This window comes from Bacillus fonticola, assembly GCF_012955605.1.
Lineage (GTDB): Bacteria > Bacillota > Bacilli > Bacillales > JC228 > Bacillus_CG > Bacillus_CG fonticola.
On record NZ_CP052135.1, the window covers coordinates 520,898 to 537,893 of the forward strand.

The 16,996-nt window shown below is 43.3% G+C and carries 15 protein-coding genes; 11 read left to right on the plus strand and 4 right to left on the minus strand.

Annotated elements, in window-relative coordinates; genetic code table 11:
- Window positions 1-48: 48 nt before the first annotated feature.
- Both HHK01_RS02520 and HHK01_RS02525 read right to left on the minus strand, forming a co-directional pair.
- Complete coding sequence (locus HHK01_RS02520) at window positions 49-1,407, minus strand: hemolysin family protein (protein WP_228027631.1); 1,359 nt, start codon at window positions 1,405-1,407, stop codon at window positions 49-51.
- Between the two features lie 247 nt (window positions 1,408-1,654).
- Window positions 1,655-2,995 (minus strand): hemolysin family protein, encoded by a 1,341-nt coding sequence (locus HHK01_RS02525; RefSeq protein WP_170006289.1) that lies wholly within the window; start codon window positions 2,993-2,995, stop codon window positions 1,655-1,657.
- Between the two features lie 169 nt (window positions 2,996-3,164).
- Here HHK01_RS02525 and HHK01_RS02530 point away from each other — a divergent pair, with 169 nt between their 5' ends.
- Window positions 3,165-3,914, plus strand: a complete 750-nt coding sequence (locus HHK01_RS02530; RefSeq protein ID WP_170006290.1) for a hypothetical protein — start codon at window positions 3,165-3,167, stop codon at window positions 3,912-3,914.
- A gap of 114 nt (window positions 3,915-4,028) precedes the next feature.
- Here HHK01_RS02530 and HHK01_RS02535 read toward each other — a convergent pair whose 3' ends face one another.
- Window positions 4,029-5,315: an MFS transporter gene (locus tag HHK01_RS02535; RefSeq protein WP_170006291.1), complete on the minus strand. Its 1,287-nt coding sequence runs from the start codon at window positions 5,313-5,315 to the stop codon at window positions 4,029-4,031.
- A gap of 234 nt (window positions 5,316-5,549) precedes the next feature.
- Here HHK01_RS02535 and HHK01_RS02540 point away from each other — a divergent pair, with 234 nt between their 5' ends.
- The 6 genes from HHK01_RS02540 (at window position 5,550) to HHK01_RS02565 (ending at window position 12,570) form a co-directional block, all read left to right on the plus strand.
- Window positions 5,550-6,638 carry a D-alanine--D-alanine ligase gene (locus HHK01_RS02540; RefSeq protein ID WP_170006292.1) on the plus strand — a complete coding sequence of 363 codons (1,089 nt, stop codon included), beginning with the start codon at window positions 5,550-5,552 and terminating at the stop codon, window positions 6,636-6,638.
- 85 nt (window positions 6,639-6,723) lie between these two features.
- Window positions 6,724-8,091 carry a UDP-N-acetylmuramoyl-tripeptide--D-alanyl-D-alanine ligase gene (locus HHK01_RS02545; protein ID WP_170006293.1) on the plus strand — a complete coding sequence of 456 codons (1,368 nt, stop codon included), beginning with the start codon at window positions 6,724-6,726 and terminating at the stop codon, window positions 8,089-8,091.
- A gap of 207 nt (window positions 8,092-8,298) precedes the next feature.
- A complete protein-coding gene (locus HHK01_RS02550; RefSeq protein ID WP_170006294.1) occupies window positions 8,299-8,967 on the plus strand; it encodes a hypothetical protein in 669 nt (222 codons plus the stop codon).
- A gap of 6 nt (window positions 8,968-8,973) precedes the next feature.
- Window positions 8,974-10,485 (plus strand): degradosome RNA helicase CshA, encoded by a 1,512-nt coding sequence (locus HHK01_RS02555; protein WP_170006295.1) that lies wholly within the window; start codon window positions 8,974-8,976, stop codon window positions 10,483-10,485.
- Between the two features lie 89 nt (window positions 10,486-10,574).
- On the plus strand, window positions 10,575-11,096 hold the full coding sequence (locus HHK01_RS02560; RefSeq protein WP_228027632.1) for a PH domain-containing protein: 522 nt from the start codon (window positions 10,575-10,577) through the stop codon (window positions 11,094-11,096).
- Window positions 11,089-12,570: a PH domain-containing protein gene (locus HHK01_RS02565; protein WP_170006296.1), complete on the plus strand. Its 1,482-nt coding sequence runs from the start codon at window positions 11,089-11,091 to the stop codon at window positions 12,568-12,570. Before HHK01_RS02560 ends, HHK01_RS02565 begins: the two co-directional genes overlap by 8 nt.
- Window positions 12,571-12,676: 106 nt before the next feature.
- Here the strand turns inward: HHK01_RS02565 and HHK01_RS02570 are convergent, their stop codons facing one another.
- Window positions 12,677-13,273, minus strand: coding sequence for a rhomboid family intramembrane serine protease (locus tag HHK01_RS02570; protein WP_170006297.1), 597 nt, complete (start codon window positions 13,271-13,273; stop codon window positions 12,677-12,679).
- Window positions 13,274-13,583: 310 nt separating this feature from the next.
- On the opposite strand from HHK01_RS02570, the gene acpS reads away from it, so the two are divergent.
- From acpS to HHK01_RS02590, 4 genes are all read left to right on the plus strand, one after another.
- Window positions 13,584-13,946, plus strand: a complete 363-nt coding sequence (acpS, locus tag HHK01_RS02575) for a holo-ACP synthase (RefSeq protein ID WP_170006298.1) — start codon at window positions 13,584-13,586, stop codon at window positions 13,944-13,946.
- Window positions 13,947-14,224: 278 nt separating this feature from the next.
- Entirely contained in the window at window positions 14,225-15,241 is a 1,017-nt protein-coding gene (locus tag HHK01_RS02580) for a LolA family protein (protein ID WP_170006299.1), read from the plus strand.
- 108 nt (window positions 15,242-15,349) lie between these two features.
- Entirely contained in the window at window positions 15,350-16,489 is a 1,140-nt protein-coding gene (alr, locus tag HHK01_RS02585; protein WP_170006300.1) for an alanine racemase, read from the plus strand.
- Between the two features lie 227 nt (window positions 16,490-16,716).
- Window positions 16,717-16,995 (plus strand): CopG family ribbon-helix-helix protein, encoded by a 279-nt coding sequence (locus tag HHK01_RS02590; RefSeq protein WP_170006301.1) that lies wholly within the window; start codon window positions 16,717-16,719, stop codon window positions 16,993-16,995.
- Window position 16,996: the final 1 nt, after the last annotated feature.

Genomic DNA, 16,996 nt, shown 5'->3' on the forward strand with positions numbered 1-16,996 from the left:
TAGTGGGTTAACCCATTTTTCTGCGTCGTACAAAATCAAAATTTCTAATTATGATGAAACCGATTTTGTGTATTCCAAATCGAGTGTTGTTGTGACTTCGTGCTGAACGTCATGAATAGGTTGGATGTCGATCGATCGAATGTGATGGTCTTCCATTTGTCTAATGGTAAACACATAGCCTTCGTACTCGAGTAAATCTCCTGCAGCTGCTTCATAGTTACCTGCTAAAATCCAGCCACCGATAGTATCCATCTCTTCGTCTGAAATCGTTAGCCCTAGGCGACTATTAATTTCTGAAATGGGCGTTTTTGAATCTACAAGAAGGTGCTTTGGAGCCAGTTCTTGCACATTCGGAACTTCATCCTCGTCAAACTCATCTCGAATGTCCCCGACGATTTCTTCTAAAATATCTTCAACAGTGACAAGTCCACTTGTTCCACCGTATTCGTCCATTAGTATCGCCATGTGAATTTGTTCTTGCTGCATTTTTACAAGTAATTGTTGAATTGGCATCGTATCAATGACACGAATAATAGGTCGAACAAAGGAGGATAACGATTCGGATCGAGTTCTTTCACCTGAGATCATATCGGTGATGACTTCTTTCACGTTGATCATACCGATCACGTGATCTTTATCTCCATCTGTTACAGGGTAGCGTGTGAATTTCTCGTTCTGAACAAGTTGAAGGAAATCTTCAATACTATCTGTTTGATCCAGACTAGTAATCTCTGTGCGGGGGATCATAATCTCTTTCGCAATACGATCATCAAATTCAAAAATTTTATTCACGTATTTGAACTCATTTTGGTTAATTTCTCCAGACCGAAAGCTTTCTGACACGATCATGCGCAGTTCTTCCTCTGTATGAGCTGCATCATGTTCATTGACTGGCTTTAAGCCAACAGACTTGATGAGTATGCGTGCAGATCCATTGAGCAACCAAATGAGCGGATACATAATACGATAAAACCAGATAAGCGGCGGTGCGAGTAATAGTGTAATTTGTTCAGCCTTTTGAATGGCGAGAGTTTTCGGGGCAAGCTCTCCGATTACTACATGTAGGAACGTAATGATGAAAAAGGCAGTCGCGATCGATAAAACAGTTGTGAATGATTCACCCAAATTCAAGCTGACGACAATTGGATGGAGAAGTCCTTCCAATGAGCTTTTACCAAGCCAACCAATCCCAAGGGCAGTGACTGTAATACCGAGCTGACAGGCAGACAAATACTCGTCAAGAGCGTCGGTCACTTTCTTTGCTGCTTTCGATCCCTTTTTCCCTTCTAGTTCCAGCTGATCGAGGCGAGTGCTTCTCACCTTAACAATCGCGAATTCACTGGCGACAAAAAATGCGGTCAGAACAATTAAGATCGCAACGGCTATCAGGCCAACTATATCGTCCAAATACTGTCCCCTACCTATTGGTTAATAGGCAGGGATTCACCTCCATTTTTGATTTTTCTCCTTATGCATGTGGAACCGACGGAAACGAAAATTTAAGTTAAGCATCAATGCCCCATGTCATCACATCCTTTTTTATAGTTACTTCTAGTATAGGTTGGGGGTGTCGATTTCGTCAATAAAATCATACTCATCTTTGCGACGTTTTATGTGATAATTCTGAAATGTGTTTTTAAAAAAACCCCTCGCATCATGATGAGGAGAGGGGGTTTGTAAGTGTTTCTTCGTGGCTGTTTACCGGAAGAAGGGCACGAACGTATTGAATTTGGTGTCCTTCCATTTGTTCAATAATAAACACGATATGCTGTTCTTCTATTGTATCGTTTGGTTGTACGTCTACTTTTTGACTGAGAATCCAACCTCCAAGTGTGTCAATATCTTCATGCTCAATGGTGGTTCCTAACAAGTCATTGACTTCATCGACTAGTACTTTTGCATCAAATACGTATTCGGTATCGGAAAATTTTTGGACTTCCGGAATTTCATCTGTATCAAATTCGTCCCTAATGTCACCAACAATCTCTTCCAAAATATCTTCGACAGTGACAAGACCAGCCGTTCCCCCATATTCGTCAATAAGAATAGACATATGTACACGTTCCTTTTGCATGTTGACAAGCAGGTCATGGATAGCAAGCGTTTCAATGATACGTAAAACTGGTTTAATATACTTTGCCAACGGCTCGTCTTCGTCACATGTTCCATATATACAGTCTGTGAGGAGTTCCTTTATATTAACAAAACCAATGATTTGGTCCTTATCACCTTCGTGAGTGACAGGATAGCGAGTATAGCCCTCTTTACGTACTACAGACAAGATCTCTTGGAGAGTCGTCGTTTCATGGAACGAAATAATCTCTGTTCGTGGCACCATGATCTCTCTAGCAATGCGGCGATCAAACTCGAAGATCTTATTCATATATCCATATTCAGACTGATTAATTTCACCAGATTCGAGACTTTCGGATAACAAAATACGTAATTCTTCTTCAGAGTGAGCCACCTCACTCTCACTAGCAGGACTTACCCCAAATGATTTACTAATTGCATTGGCCGATCCGTTGAGTAGCCATATAAACGGGTACATGATTTTGTAGAACCATATTAATGTACGCGAAAAGAGTAAAGTCACCGCCTCGGTTTTTTGAATCGCAAATGTTTTCGGAACTAGTTCGCCAAATACAACGTGCAAAAACGTAATGGAGACAAAGGCGAGCGTAAAGGATAAGATGGAAACGGCTGCCTCGCTAAGTCCTAAATTATTGAACATGGGATTTAGTAGGCTTTTAACGGTTGGCTTTCCTAACCACCCTAATCCTAAAGCTGTAATCGTAATACCTAATTGACAGGCGGATAAATAAGCATCTAGCTTTGTCGTCACAGTTTTAGCCGCTTCAGCACCTTTGCGTCCTTCTGCAACTAGCGTATCAACCCGGGAAGAGCGTATTCTAACAATGGCAAACTCGCTAGCAACAAAAAATGCAGTCATGACGATTAAAAATGCAACCATAACGAGATTGAAAACTTCCATAGAACGTAAGACACTCCTTCCTCCGTTCTTAGGCAACTTTTATTAAGTAGACTTCCCGTATTTAAACGATGCATGCAGAAAGAAGTGTAGGCTGCATGAGTTTGTCTATCTTCGTGTTCATACATAAAAGTGGTACACTAATAATGTCGTGAAAAAGGAGAAGAGAGCTGTGAACGAGGCAATTTATATCCATAAGCATCAAACATCTCCGTATGTATTTACACACGGGATTTCCTTTCGAGAATTTTCGTATGCGCTGCCGCAACCATTGGCACCCCTACTATTATTAAAGTCAGATTATCCAGGGGGCATTTTTCACATGCACACATTACATGCTGTTGTGTTAGAAGACGAGTTGGACGAGCTACGAAAAGAGAAAGTTGATGAGTACAGCGATTTTTGCTGGATTGACGTGGAAGATACAAGCAGTTTAGATGAGTTATCACCTGAAGAAATAGCAGAACTGCTGTATTTAGGTCACATGAAACAGCCACTGAGGAAGCCGTTTTTGAACACGTTGCGAAATCGTTTCGTTTATTTGTCCCACAATGATGGTCATTTTAATAAAACGTATTACCGCGATTGGCAGGACTTTTACGGAATGCTTAGTGTGGTATTCAGTGAGAAAATATCGAAGAAAGTGCAAGATAAATGGGTACTACCCCCGTTTCGGAAAGCTTCAAAAATTCGTCCTGTCACCCTTACTCTCTGGAAGGAACTTGAATCGCAATTAGAGGAAGGCGCCCTTATTAGTCTTTCTTCAATGGAAGTGAATCGAATAAAGGTTACAATTCCTATTTACGTTGTCGGGGATTATGTGGATATAGATCAACTGTTTGAAGACTTTGAGCCTAAAAAATACAATCCAATCGCATCGCTTGTTTACCATAGAAAGAGTGAACAATGGGCAGTGACGTAATATCTAAATAAAGAAGGTAGGCGTTTTGTATACGCCTACCAATAGATCTATTTCATTACGTAAGGAAAGCCTTCGAATGGGCTCTTCTCAATATTGTTAGTGCTTCCCTTTGCTTCATGATATAGCTGTTCGGTTTAGAGAGGCTTTCGCCGGCTTCTTAGCAAAAAGAGCACAAATGACCCCGACGATTGGGAATACTGTACTAAATAAAATGACTTCCGTGTACCCTCCAAATGCGTCATAACCATAAGCAAAGGGCAATGGACCGATAGCGGAACCGATGACCGTTACAGACATGGCTGTTCCTTTTATACTTCCTAACGCCTTTCTTCCAAAAAAGCTCGGCCATACGTAATTCAGCGCAATACGTTCGAATCCCCCATTCATTCCCCAGATCACTCCGAAAAGAATGGCTGCCCACGCTGAATTGGCAACGAGAACGAGTAGTAAAAAGATGATTTCCCCAATGAAAATAGCTGCCAAGACATAAGTAACAGGTACTCGGTCTAATAGAGTTCCAGCTATCGGGGTTATAAAAAAACCAAAAATCGCCATCACGCTTAAAATCGTTGCAGCCCAACTAGGACTCAATCCATTTTCGCTAAAAATGGAAACGAGATGAAACGTTAGCCCTGTATTGACTAGTGCTGGGATGCCGATGCAGGACAAGATCAACCAGTATGCCCTCGTCTGTTTTGCTTCTTGAAGGGTCCAGTTTTCTTCTTTGTCCTCTACAATATCACCCCCGTCTTTTGGGAGTACCACCTCACCATCCGGACGGAGCCCCAAGTCTTCTGGCTTATTTCGGATCAGAAAAAAAGCGAGAGGCACAAAAATAACAAGAACGGCTACACCCCAAAACATCCAGGAAGCACGCCAACCAAATTCCTGTACCAACCAGTTGTTCATGATTGGAAACGTTGCAGAACTAGCAAAACCACCTATTGCCATTAAGCTAAGCGCCGTTCCCCTTTTCTTTAAAAACCATTGAGGAACGAGAGTATTCGGAATAAGAGTCATCGTTCCTTGACCTAAAATTCGAAGTAGAAAAAAGCCGAAGAATAGCATGATCATATTGCCAACCATAGCGTTCCATAAGCTAGTAATCGCTAAAAGAACGCCTATGATAACGGCGATGTATCGTTGACCAAAACGATCCACAACACGCCCTATGTACATCATCCCGATACCAGCTAAAAATGTGGCACCAGAATACAAATTTGTAACGTCCGAACGGCTCCATCCAAATTCATCAATATAGGAATCTACAAAAACACTGATAGAATATGTTTGACCTGGACCTGAAAAGAAGATTCCAAGCGCCCCGATTACAACGATGACCCATCCGTAATAAAACTTTGTAGCAAACGGAGCGCGTGAATTTGACAGTCGTTGCCTCATTAAAATAGTTCCTCCTACCCAGTTCAAGTTACTGAGCTTTTATTTTCTAGTGTAGCAAATAGAACGGGAACTGAAAATATTCGCAACTCCAAAGCAGCAATTTCATATAGTAAAAGGAGTCCGTTTTGCGCACGCCAGGCGATGTATTTCGTGATACAATGGGATGAACTTTCATTACAATTATCCTGGACACATATAGTGGTGGAAGCATTGTTTTAGAGGAGAGGGTTTACTATGAAAAAAACCTTATACTTATTGTACGGTGGCAAATCTGCAGAGCATGATGTTTCCTTACAAACGGCCTTTGCAGTTTCCCAAGCAATTGACCATACACAATACGATGTACAGCCAATATTCATTCAAAAGAGCGGAAGCTGGATAAAAGGTCCGCAAATAGAAGGGTCTGTTAGTTCGGTTCAGTCTTTAGCGTTTTCAGGAGAAGGGGCTGCTTTGCCGACAGAGCTGGCGACTACTGCTCAGGGTGTAGCCGCGTCTTCTTCAAAAGAAGCGAATGGCTTACCGGTCGTTTTTCCTCTCCTGCACGGAACGAATGGGGAGGACGGTACTGTTCAAGGCATGTTGGAGCTCCTTAATTTGCCTTATGTAGGGAATGGTGTGTTATCCTCCGCTGCTGGGATGGATAAACTGACAATGAAGCGTTTGTTTGCTCAAGAGGGTATTCCTCAAGTAGCTTATGTGGGATTTATCCGCTCAGAATGGCAAGCGAACGGGTCTGCTTGTTTGGAGCAAATAGAGGAAACACTAGGATACCCTTGTTTTGTAAAGCCAGCAAACCTTGGCTCAAGTGTTGGTATTTCAAAATGTACGAATCGGACCGAATTGAAAGAGGCGTTTCATCTCGCCTTCTCGTATGACAGAAAAATTATTGTCGAAGAAGGTGTCGTAGCAAGAGAAGTGGAGATGGGTGTGATCGGGAATGATCATCCTGAGTGCTCCGTTGCCGGGGAGATCGTGCCCAAAACGGACTTTTACGATTACAAATCTAAATACGAAGATGGAAAAACAGCGCTTATTATTCCTGCGCATGTTACTGAGGCGGAACAAGCAAAAATGATGGTGATGGCAAAACAAGCTTATAAAGTATTGGATTGCTCAGGACTCGCTCGTGTCGATTTTTTCCTTCAAAAAGATGGCACCTTGTTGCTGAACGAAGTGAATACGATGCCAGGCTTTACACCATATAGTATGTTTCCTCTTTTGTGGAAGCACACAGGTGTGGGCTATCCACAGCTAATTCAACGTTTAATTGAATTAGCAGAGGAACGTTTTGAAGAGAAGCAGCTTATTCGGTACGACAAATAGCATCAGGTTGACGTTAAGCGAGACACTCTTCGTCACTGTCTTTAGATGGGCTGTTTTGATTTTTTGTTGTAGGAGGAAAGAGAGCATGAATCGAACGTTGTCTGAAGTGGCAAAATGGACAAATGGGACCCTTCAAAAAGGTATCAACGGACACGACTTAGTAGGAAGTGTTGAGATTGATTCGAGAAAGGTTGAACAAGGTAGTTTGTTCGTTCCACTTGTAGGCGAACATGCTGATGGTCATCAGTTTGTCGAAAAGGCATTATCTAAAGGTGCGTCGGCTAGTTTCTGGAAAAGAGGGACGCCAAATGCACCTAAAAGCAAGCCGCTCATTTTTGTAGAAGACCCACTGAAAGCTTTACAACAATTGGCAAAGACTTATCGGGAAACGCTGTCAGCTCGTGTTGTCGGCATTACCGGAAGCAACGGAAAAACAACGACAAAAGACATGGTTTCTCACTTGTTACAACCTTGTGGGAAGGTGCATAAAACAGCAGGCAACTATAATAACCACATCGGTCTTCCCTTAACTTTGTTACGTGCGCCAGAAGACGCTGATTGGCTTGTAGTAGAGATGGGCATGAATCGTGCAGGGGAAATCTCTCTGTTAACAACCATTGCTCAACCTGACGTTGCGATCATCACAAATATTGGTGAAGCACATATCGAGTACTTTGGATCTCGAGAAGGAATTGCTCAAGCTAAGTGGGAAATTACTGAGGGAGTCTCCCAACAAGGTCTCGTATTGCTAGATGGGGACGAACCTCTTTTAAATACGTTAGCTGCACAACATCCGTCACCCCACATTGAAACAGTGGGATTCGGGGAAAAATGCGATTGGAGGGTCTCTGGGATTGAGGCTGAACAATCAACAACGTCTTTCCGGATAGACCGTTTAGGTAGTGGTTTTTCGATGCCAGTATTGGGCTCCCATAACGTAAAAAATGCATTATTCGCGCTCGCTACAGCTATTTATGCGGGGGTGGACGAAAGTCAGATTGCCGAACAGCTACCTTCCATGCAACTATCTGGAATGCGGATGGAAACCGTCACAGGTGCAAAAGGAGAAACGTACATTAATGATGCGTACAACGCTAGTCCAACATCGATGAACGCCGTCGTAAACTGGTTTCAAAACGAAGCGCATTTCAAGCGGAAAATAGCCGTGATTGGTGGAATGTTGGAGCTGGGAGAGCGCTCCGAATGGTACCATGCTGAAGTGGGAAGTCGACTTGATGCTAGTAAATTGGACTATGTGTTTCTATTTGGAAAAGAAGCCCTGCCTATTTATGAAGCAGCGCAAGAAAACTTTCCAAAAGAGCGACTATTTCATACCGAATCAATGGAAGCTCTACAGCAATTTGTGGAAAATGTAGGAGCTACTGCTGAGACAGGTATCTTATTAAAAGGGTCTCGTGGGATGAGATTAGAGCGAGTATTACCAGGGCGTTAACAGAAAGATTTCAACGGATTGATCACATCCTTGTGTGAAATGATGGGTAGGAAAATGGAAATTTTTTTGTTGAAAGAGAAAACTTGTCGTCCTACCACTTGAAAATAAGAGAGCGAAGGCGTAAGATAAATTCTGATGTGTGTAAGAGATGGAGAACGCTTGTACGCAAGTGGCGAATCACGTCTCACGCAAAACTAGGTGATGCGAATGATGGGTTGTTTATGGATCCAAGGAGTTGAAGAAGCAGACTTTACGCCAGACTCTTTGATTCAAGCATACCAGCAAATCACAGACGGATACCTACTCACCCTCCATCCGTTTGCTAAACGGACGAAACGCGGGGTTTCTTTTCATAACTGGACACGTTGGGTGGAAGAGGAGTTCCACTATTTGGAGGATGTTTGTGAAAAAGTTCACGTAGCTGGGTTTGGAACTGGAGGATTACTCGCGCTATCACTCGCACAGCGATGGGAAGTTACCAGCTGTCAGCTCGTCAACACAGGCATGTATGTGTACGCACCGATGACGTTACGAGAAAAAATGCACAGACGTAAATATGAGCGAACTGCACGAGATTTTCTTTCATTTTTAGAGGAACAGCAACGTGAACGCCTTCTCACATCCCCGATGGCTGCAGGGATGTGGTGTAAGCAGCGGGCTTATGAAGCAAAGCAGTGTTTCTCTAATTTCTCCGTTCCGACGATAGTGATTGACGATGTCGAACAGGAGGCGTGGGGGAAAAAACTGTTCACACAACTTGGCACATCAAATAAATTGCATGTACCTGGAGCGGATTGGACAACTGGAGAGGAGTCATGGAAAAGTATACTGGCTCCTTTTTATCACCAAGTCCCCTCTAGTAAAGAAGGAGATTGAATATTTTTGACAACTTTTGAAGATTTACAATTGAGTCAACAGCTTCTATCGTCCATTAAAAAAATGGGATTTGAAGAAGCAACCCCTGTTCAAGCGGAGACCATTCCGCTTTCGTTAGCAGGAAACGATGTTATTGGTCAAGCACAAACAGGGACGGGTAAAACGGTAGCGTTTGGTATCCCACTTATTGAGAAAATTGATCCGAAGCTAACAGGAATACAAGGATTAATTATTGCCCCTACGCGTGAGCTTGCAGTACAAGTGACAGAGGAACTGTATAAGCTCGGCTACCATAAAAGAGCACGTGTTCTTGCTGTCTTTGGAGGACAAGAAATTAGCCGTCAAATTCGCGCATTGAAAAAACAACCGAGCATTATCGTCGGAACGCCAGGACGTTTACTTGACCATATTCGTCGGAAAACATTGCGTTTATCCGAAGTAAACACAGTGATCTTGGATGAAGCAGATGAAATGCTTAACATGGGCTTTATTGAGGACATTGAGAGCATTTTAGAAAATGTACCAAGTGAGCACCAAACTTTGTTGTTCTCTGCGACGATGCCTCCACCGATTCGGAAAATTGCAGAGCGTTTTATGAAAGAACCTCAAATCGTTCGGGTAAAAGCAAAAGAAATGACGGTTCCTAAAATTCAGCAATCGTACGTAGAAGTACAAGAACGACAAAAGTTCGATACCCTTACAAGACTTTTGGATATGCAATCGCCAGAGCTCGCTATCGTATTTGGACGTACAAAACGCCGTGTCGATGAGCTTTCTAAAGCATTATCCATTCGTGGCTATATTGCTGAAGGGATTCATGGTGACTTGAGCCAATCACGCCGTTTGCAAGTATTGCGCAAAGGTAAAGAGGGGACACTTGACATTCTTGTCGCAACAGATGTTGCTGCACGTGGATTAGACATTAGCGGTGTAACCCACGTATATAACTTTGACGTCCCGCAAGACCCAGAAAGCTACGTACACCGTATTGGCCGAACAGGGCGTGCTGGAAAAGAAGGGGCTGCGGTTACTTTTGTGACACCGCGCGAACTTCCTTACCTTCGAAGCGTCGAACAAGTGACAAAGCGTAAAATGGATCGCATTAAGGCGCCGTCTCTTCGCGATGCGATTGAAGGGCAGCAACAGGCGATCGTAGAGCAATTGTTGGAGACCGTGAGCGCTAATGGCTATACAGACTTTACAAAAGCTGCTGAAGAACTTTTGGAAAAAGAAGATGCAGTTTCACTCGTAGCCAGTGCATTGCATATTCTTACGAAGAAGCCTGAAGAAACTCCTGTGGAATTGACTCCAGAATCACCAGCTCCAGTGAAAAGGGGCGGCGATAGAGGAGGAAATAGTGGCGGTCGCGGTAGTTATAATAAGCGAGGCGGCAAGAGCCAAAAAGGGCAAGGTCGCTACAAACGCACACAATCATCTGACCGACGTCGTTCGTCTTATTCTTCATCAAAAGGTGGAAGTGGTCGCTCGTCATCACAGTGGTCTAACTCTAACGCGTAAATAATTAATACAAGACAAGGAGGCTCGCTATTATAGTGTAGTCTCCTTTTTGTTATAGCGTGGGGAAGGAAAGGAAACCTTTTGGCCGTATGAAACGTAGATTTAGAAAACGAACTGAAATGGGTGAAGAAATGGAGTCTAGTCTAGAGAAGCAGTTACCAAAACGTGCTAAGCAAGTATGGAGGTGGCACGGAGCGATAGGTTCAGGGGTGGTTCTAGCTATTTGGATGATCTTTCTTTTTGTAGCTGTGGGTTCGAATTTAGGGATAGGATGGCGAGTAGGTACATTTCTCGTGGTGCTTCTTTACGGGATATATGCAGTCGTCATTGTCCCGACATTACGATACAACAAATGGAAATATGAAGTTCGTGAAGAAGAAATGGAGCTTCAGTACGGAATCTTTATAACGAAAAGAACACTCGTTCCGATGGTTCGGGTGCAGCATGTTGATTCGGTACAAGGCCCTATTTTGCGGATGTACAAACTCGCCTCTTTACAAATTACGACAGCCGCTACTACTCATGAAATTCCGGCATTAGAGCAAAAGGATGCTGAGGAGTTAAGGCGTGCTATTTCTCAATTAGCAAGGGTGGCGAAAGAAGATGTTTAAACGAAAGCGACAACATCCAATCGCACTCGTCTCCGAAGTATTAGTCGCAGTTCGAGAAGGAATCATTCCTCTTTTGCTGCTATTTTTTGCCGGAAGAACGGAGAATTTACTATCTTCTTTCATCGTACCTTCAATTGCCCTATTCGTCTTAGCATCTTTAGGGTTTGTGAAGTGGTGGCGGTTCGTCTATTGGGTGGAAGATGATGAATTGCGGGTGGAGAGTGGATTATTTGTTCGGCAAAAGCGGTACATCCCCTTTGAGCGAATCCAGAGTACGGATATTACGGAAGGTGTGATCCAAAGATTATTCAAACGAGTAAAGTTTTCCTTTGAAACGGGTGGCTCCTCTAGTGAGAAAAAGAGTGCTGAAGCAACAATTAACGCCTTAACTCGTGATGAAGCTCAAGAGATGCAAAGCTATATTGCAAAGAGGAAGCAGGCGTTAGAATACGGAGAAGATAACGAACAAGAGGAAGACTTTGACTCCGAGGATGTCTATTTTCCGAAAGTATATGAAGCACCTAAAGAAGAAAAGTTGTATGAAATGCCATGGCATCATATTCTAATCATGGCAGCTACTTCTGGGAGTATTGGCATCATTTTAACGGCAGTCATTGCATTTGGAACACAGTTTATCGATGTTCTTCCATTTGAAGAAGTATTTTCAGATGTAGAAAATGCTGTTTCCACCAATCTATTGATGTTAGTTCTCATGATATCTCTTGCACTTGCCGTTATGTGGATAGTAGGGACCGCTTTTCTTTTTGTGAAATACGGCAAGTTTACAGTGTGGAAAACGGAGAAAGAATTCATTTTAACGAAGGGACTAGTAGAGAAAAAGCGACTCACAATCCCTTTGCATCGCATACAAGCTATTCGAGTTGTCCGAAGCCCCCTACGTCAAGTATTAGGCTTTGCGACAGTTAGGCTAGATAGCGCAGGCGGCTCATCGAACGACGTTTCCGGAACCGGAATTTTATTATTTCCGCTAATACCTACCAAAGGCGTTCAAGTACAATTGGAGAAAATATTCCATGACTATTCGATTCCTGATCGTGACCTATGGGTGCGTGCTCCGAAAAGGGCGTGGTGGCGAATTGTGCGTGGCACTACAATCGGAACCTTCCTCATTGCTTTTATATTCGTTTGGTGGGTCGAGTGGTACACGTGGACCATCTCCATTTTAACTATCCTCACGCTTTTATGGGGTAGGTGGATATGGAAGAGCGCAGGTTTGGCAATTAAAGATGACCAACTGGCTCTACGATATCGCTTCTTTTCAGAAACCACTTTACTAGTTCGCAAACATCGCATTCAATCGATTAAGGTTTCTCAATCGATATTCCAAAAGCGGCTAAAGGTTCAAAACATTGAAGTCTCCTTGAAGTCAGGTGAGGGAAGCAAAGTTGGACTCGTGAGCGATTATGAGGTAAGTGACATCGCAACGGTATATAGTTGGTTTCAAAGAAAATAATAAAAAGGTCGGTGCCCCACTCGCACCGCCTTGATCACAACTAGACTGCTTTGTGCCTTGTGCCCAGTTTCCATTCATGGTGGGGTGCTCTGCTCATGAATGTTTTCTATGCGAACTTTTTCGTTTGAAGAAGCATCCAACCGATAATGAGGCCAAATAGGAGACCGAAAATATGGGCCGCTATGTTGATATTGGACTGTAAAAAAGTAAAGACAAGACCAATGCTGACAATTGTAATAATCATGTTCCGATTTTGTCTTCCTAGTTTGTCGCGGTGTAGAAGAACAAGTGCGATGTAAAATCCGAACAACCCATAAATAGCTCCACTAGAACCGACATGCACATAGGCAGGACCTTCTAATAGGAATGTAGCCACATTACCAGCTAAACCTGCTCCTACATAGACCAATATAAACCAGAGTTTTCCTAGTAGCTTCTCTAAAAATGGGGCGAAGATGACTAGCGAAAACGAATTAAACAACAAATGAGTCAAACCCGCATGAACGATGATCGGAGTGAATAGACGCCACCATTCTCCTTCGCTTATTAAGTAGTTGACTCCGATAAGATAGCCGCGTAGCTCATCACCGGTACCAGGAAGTAGCGATGTGACGAGATATACCGCTAGATGAATGGCCACAATCGCACTGACTATCGGATATTTACGTAGAAACTCTGATAAGCTTTCAGTTCGTAGAAACATACAATCCTCCAGGTAGCGTGTATCACACACGCTTCATTATGAAACTCTTGTCCTATAGTATAATATAGAACCTGTTAAAAATAGTACTATGATGTCATGAAGTGCCAAAAAAACAAGTTTATTCTGATAGCCATCCTAAAGCAATGATCCACTAATGCGGTGAAAATGGTTCCTTCGTAGAGCGACGAACCCGAGCTTTGGATGGTAATTCCAAACTAGTCGAGCACATATCTAGACTCAAATCAGTATATCCAGACTAATCGAGTGCACATACAGACTCAACTATTTCCAAGCTCAAAAGGAGTGCCATATGATAGAGGGAATCGGGATTGACATAACAGAAACCGGGCGAATCGCGAAGATGCTGAAACAGCAACCGAGATTTGTAGAGCGGGTATTAACGGAGCGGGAGCAGCAGGAATTTTTTGAGTTACCCGAGCGAAGAAAGGTTGAATGGTTATCAGGCCGCTTCGCCGCAAAAGAAGCTTTTTCAAAAGCGACGGGGACAGGTATAGGGAAAGACCTTTCCTTTCAAGACATAGAAATCTTCTGTGATGAGCGTGGCAAACCATTTGTGCAACGCCCGTTTTTCGAAGGGGTTCATCTGTCCATTTCCCATAGTGATTCGTATGCAGTCGCCCATGTTGTGATAGAACGAAAACGAATGGAGTAGGTCCCGACGGACGAAGGGCTTGAATGTTCGCCAACTGAACAGTGTCAAGTAAGTCCTTGTCCCCTATTTGTGACATATTCGAATAGGTTGTCTCATATATTCGTAGTGCACATAGGGAGACAAGGGTTCGCCCCTGCCTTTGCGCACATGCTCACACTTCTCTTTAGCTTGAGGTGCCCAAGCAGGAAAAAGAGTAGCTTGTATGTGACTTGAGCAGGGTGGCGTCCTCTTTTCTCTCCTTTTCCAGAAACATTGAATCAACTAAAGGGGTTGAAAAGATGAAAAAAGTGTACTTTATCTGCATGATCGCGCTACTCACACTTTTGCTCGCTGCATGCGGATCCAGGTCTCAAGAAGAAGTGGTTGGGGACTTAGAGAAGAAAGTTGAACAAATGGACGGCTATAAAGCAGAAGCGACAATGACTTTGCAAATGGGCACAGAGCCACAAGAGTATAATGTGGAAGTTTGGCATCAAAAAGAAAATTACTACCGTGTGAACCTACAAAACGCACAAAAGGATCAAAACCAGATGATTCTTCGAAATGATGAGGGAGTGTTTGTACTCACACCTGCCCTGAACAAATCGTTCCGCTTCCAGAGCGAATGGCCTAACAATTCCTCACAAGCCTACTTGTATGAATCGCTTGTGAAAGACATTTTAGAGGATGGAGAAGCGACGTACGAAGAGACGGATGATACTTATGTGTTTACAACAAAAACACGATATCAAAATAATAAAATGCTTCCTACTCAAAAGATAACGTTTGCGAAAAAGGATTTGGCTCCTGTGAAGGTAGAAGTGTTGGATACAGATCAAAATCCTTTGGTAACAGTTAACTTTACAAGTGTAGAATTCGATGCACAGTTTGAAGACGGTGACTTTGATGTGAAGAAAAATATGACAGGGGCGAGGGAACAACTTGAAGTTCCTGTAAATGCAGAAGTGATGGATGAGGAGTTCACAGTTCTTTACCCAACACAGGAGATTGTGGGTACTGAGCTAGAAAGTGAAGAGAAAATCGAAATAGAAGACGGACAACGCGTCATCCTTTCTTACGAGGGAGAAAAATCGTACACACTCATACAGGAGAAGCAAACAGTCGTTCCAAGCAGTGCGGAAGTCGTGACGCTCACAGGAAATCCTGTTGATCTTGGATTTGCTGTAGGAGCAATGACAGACCAAACGATTCGCTGGAGCTACAATGGAGTAGAGTACCTTCTTGCATCTGATAGTTTAACACAAGAAGAGCTGGCAATGGTCGCTCGATCTGTTCAAGGAGATATGGTAAAATAAGAGGTAACATGGCAGGCTCTAATCAGGGTCTGCTTTCTTTTTACTGATTTTAGTGAACATAAACTTTGTGGTTTAGAAAAGTGAAGTGAGGTGCGGCTGGTGGAGGGTATGTATCGTCCCACATGGGCAGAAGTTGACTTAGATGCGATCAAAAGAAATGTCGAACAAATGAAGGTCCATGCCAACGGTGCACACATTATGGCAGTGGTAAAAGCAAATGGATATGGGCATGGTGATCGCCAAGTAGCTTTAGCTGCTTTACAAGGAGGAGCCACTTCGATTGCAGTTGCCTGTCTAGATGAGGCTATTCCACTTCGCTCATGTGTAAAGGCGCCCATCCTCGTACTGGGTGCAGTCGATCCGAAATTTGCTACGGTTGCCGCTGAGAATGACATTGCTGTAACAGCTTTGGACGTAAGTTGGGTGGAAAGTGTTGCGACCTCTTCATGGCCAAAAGGAACACCTCCCCTCCGCGTCCATTTAAAAGTGGATACAGGTATGGGACGACTAGGGATGAAGGGAAGAGGGGAAGTTTTGCGGGCGATTGAGCTTGTTCAACTATGCGCTCACCTAGAATGGGAAGGGATCTATACGCACTTTGCAACAGCCGATGAAGAAGACACCGATCTTTGGATCCGGCAACAGCAAGCGTTTGATGAAATACTAAAAAAAATCCCTTTTGCTCCACCCCTTGTCCATACGAGCAATAGTGCTGCGGGACTACGAATGCCGCGCCGTAATGAAGCGATCCGATTTGGTATCTCTATGTACGGTTTAAATCCTTCCGCATATGTGGGCGAGCATTTGCCGTTCCCTCTTCACCCAGCGATGAGTTTGCATACTGAACTTGCCCAAGTAAAGCAATTGCAAAAAGGAGACTCAGTCAGTTACGGTGCGACATATACGGCAGATGACTCTCAGTGGATTGGGGTGCTACCGATCGGATACGCGGATGGATGGATTCGTGCCCTACAAGGATTCGATGTGTTAATAGCAGGCATGCGTGTACCGATTGTAGGGAGAATTTGCATGGATCAATGTATGATAAAGCTTCCTCGTGAATTTCCTGTTGGCGAGCGCGTTACCTTATTTGGTAAACAAGGACAGGAAGAAATCCTACTTAATGAAGTGGCAAATTATATTGGGACGATCTCGTATGAAATTCCATGTTTACTATCGCAAAGAGTGCCTCGCATCTATAAAAGAGGCTCAGAACGGTGGTTGGAGAACGATTTGTTCATAAAGTAAGCAAATCGGACAAACCAGCAGGAATTACCTTTTTCCACTGTTCATGCATATTTTGGCATCCTTAATGCTTATAATAGAGAAGACTTATAGTATGTGTTCCAAAAGAATGAAAAGGCTTTACGGAAGTTTGTTCGCATCTTTTGAACATCCTGTTTAGATTTCCTTTCATGTGGGCTTAATCCATGATATAGTGAGAATGGCAAAGTAGTGTGGTGGAGGTGTAGTTCGTGTCTGAATCCAAGGCAACGACAGAAATTTCTATTCGTTTACCAGAGAAAATGGTTGCAGAGCTAGATCACTTTGTTCAAGATCATAAAGATCGGGATGAACTGATCTATCGAGCAACGAAAATGTATTTACGCGAACGAAAAAAGAGACAGATTCGCGAGTCGATGCGAAGAGGTTATATGGAAATGGCGAAGATCAACCTATCTTTAGCATCTGAGGCCTTCCAAGCGGAATACGAGGCGGAGCATACTGTTGAGCGGCTCGTCAGCGGAGGGTAAC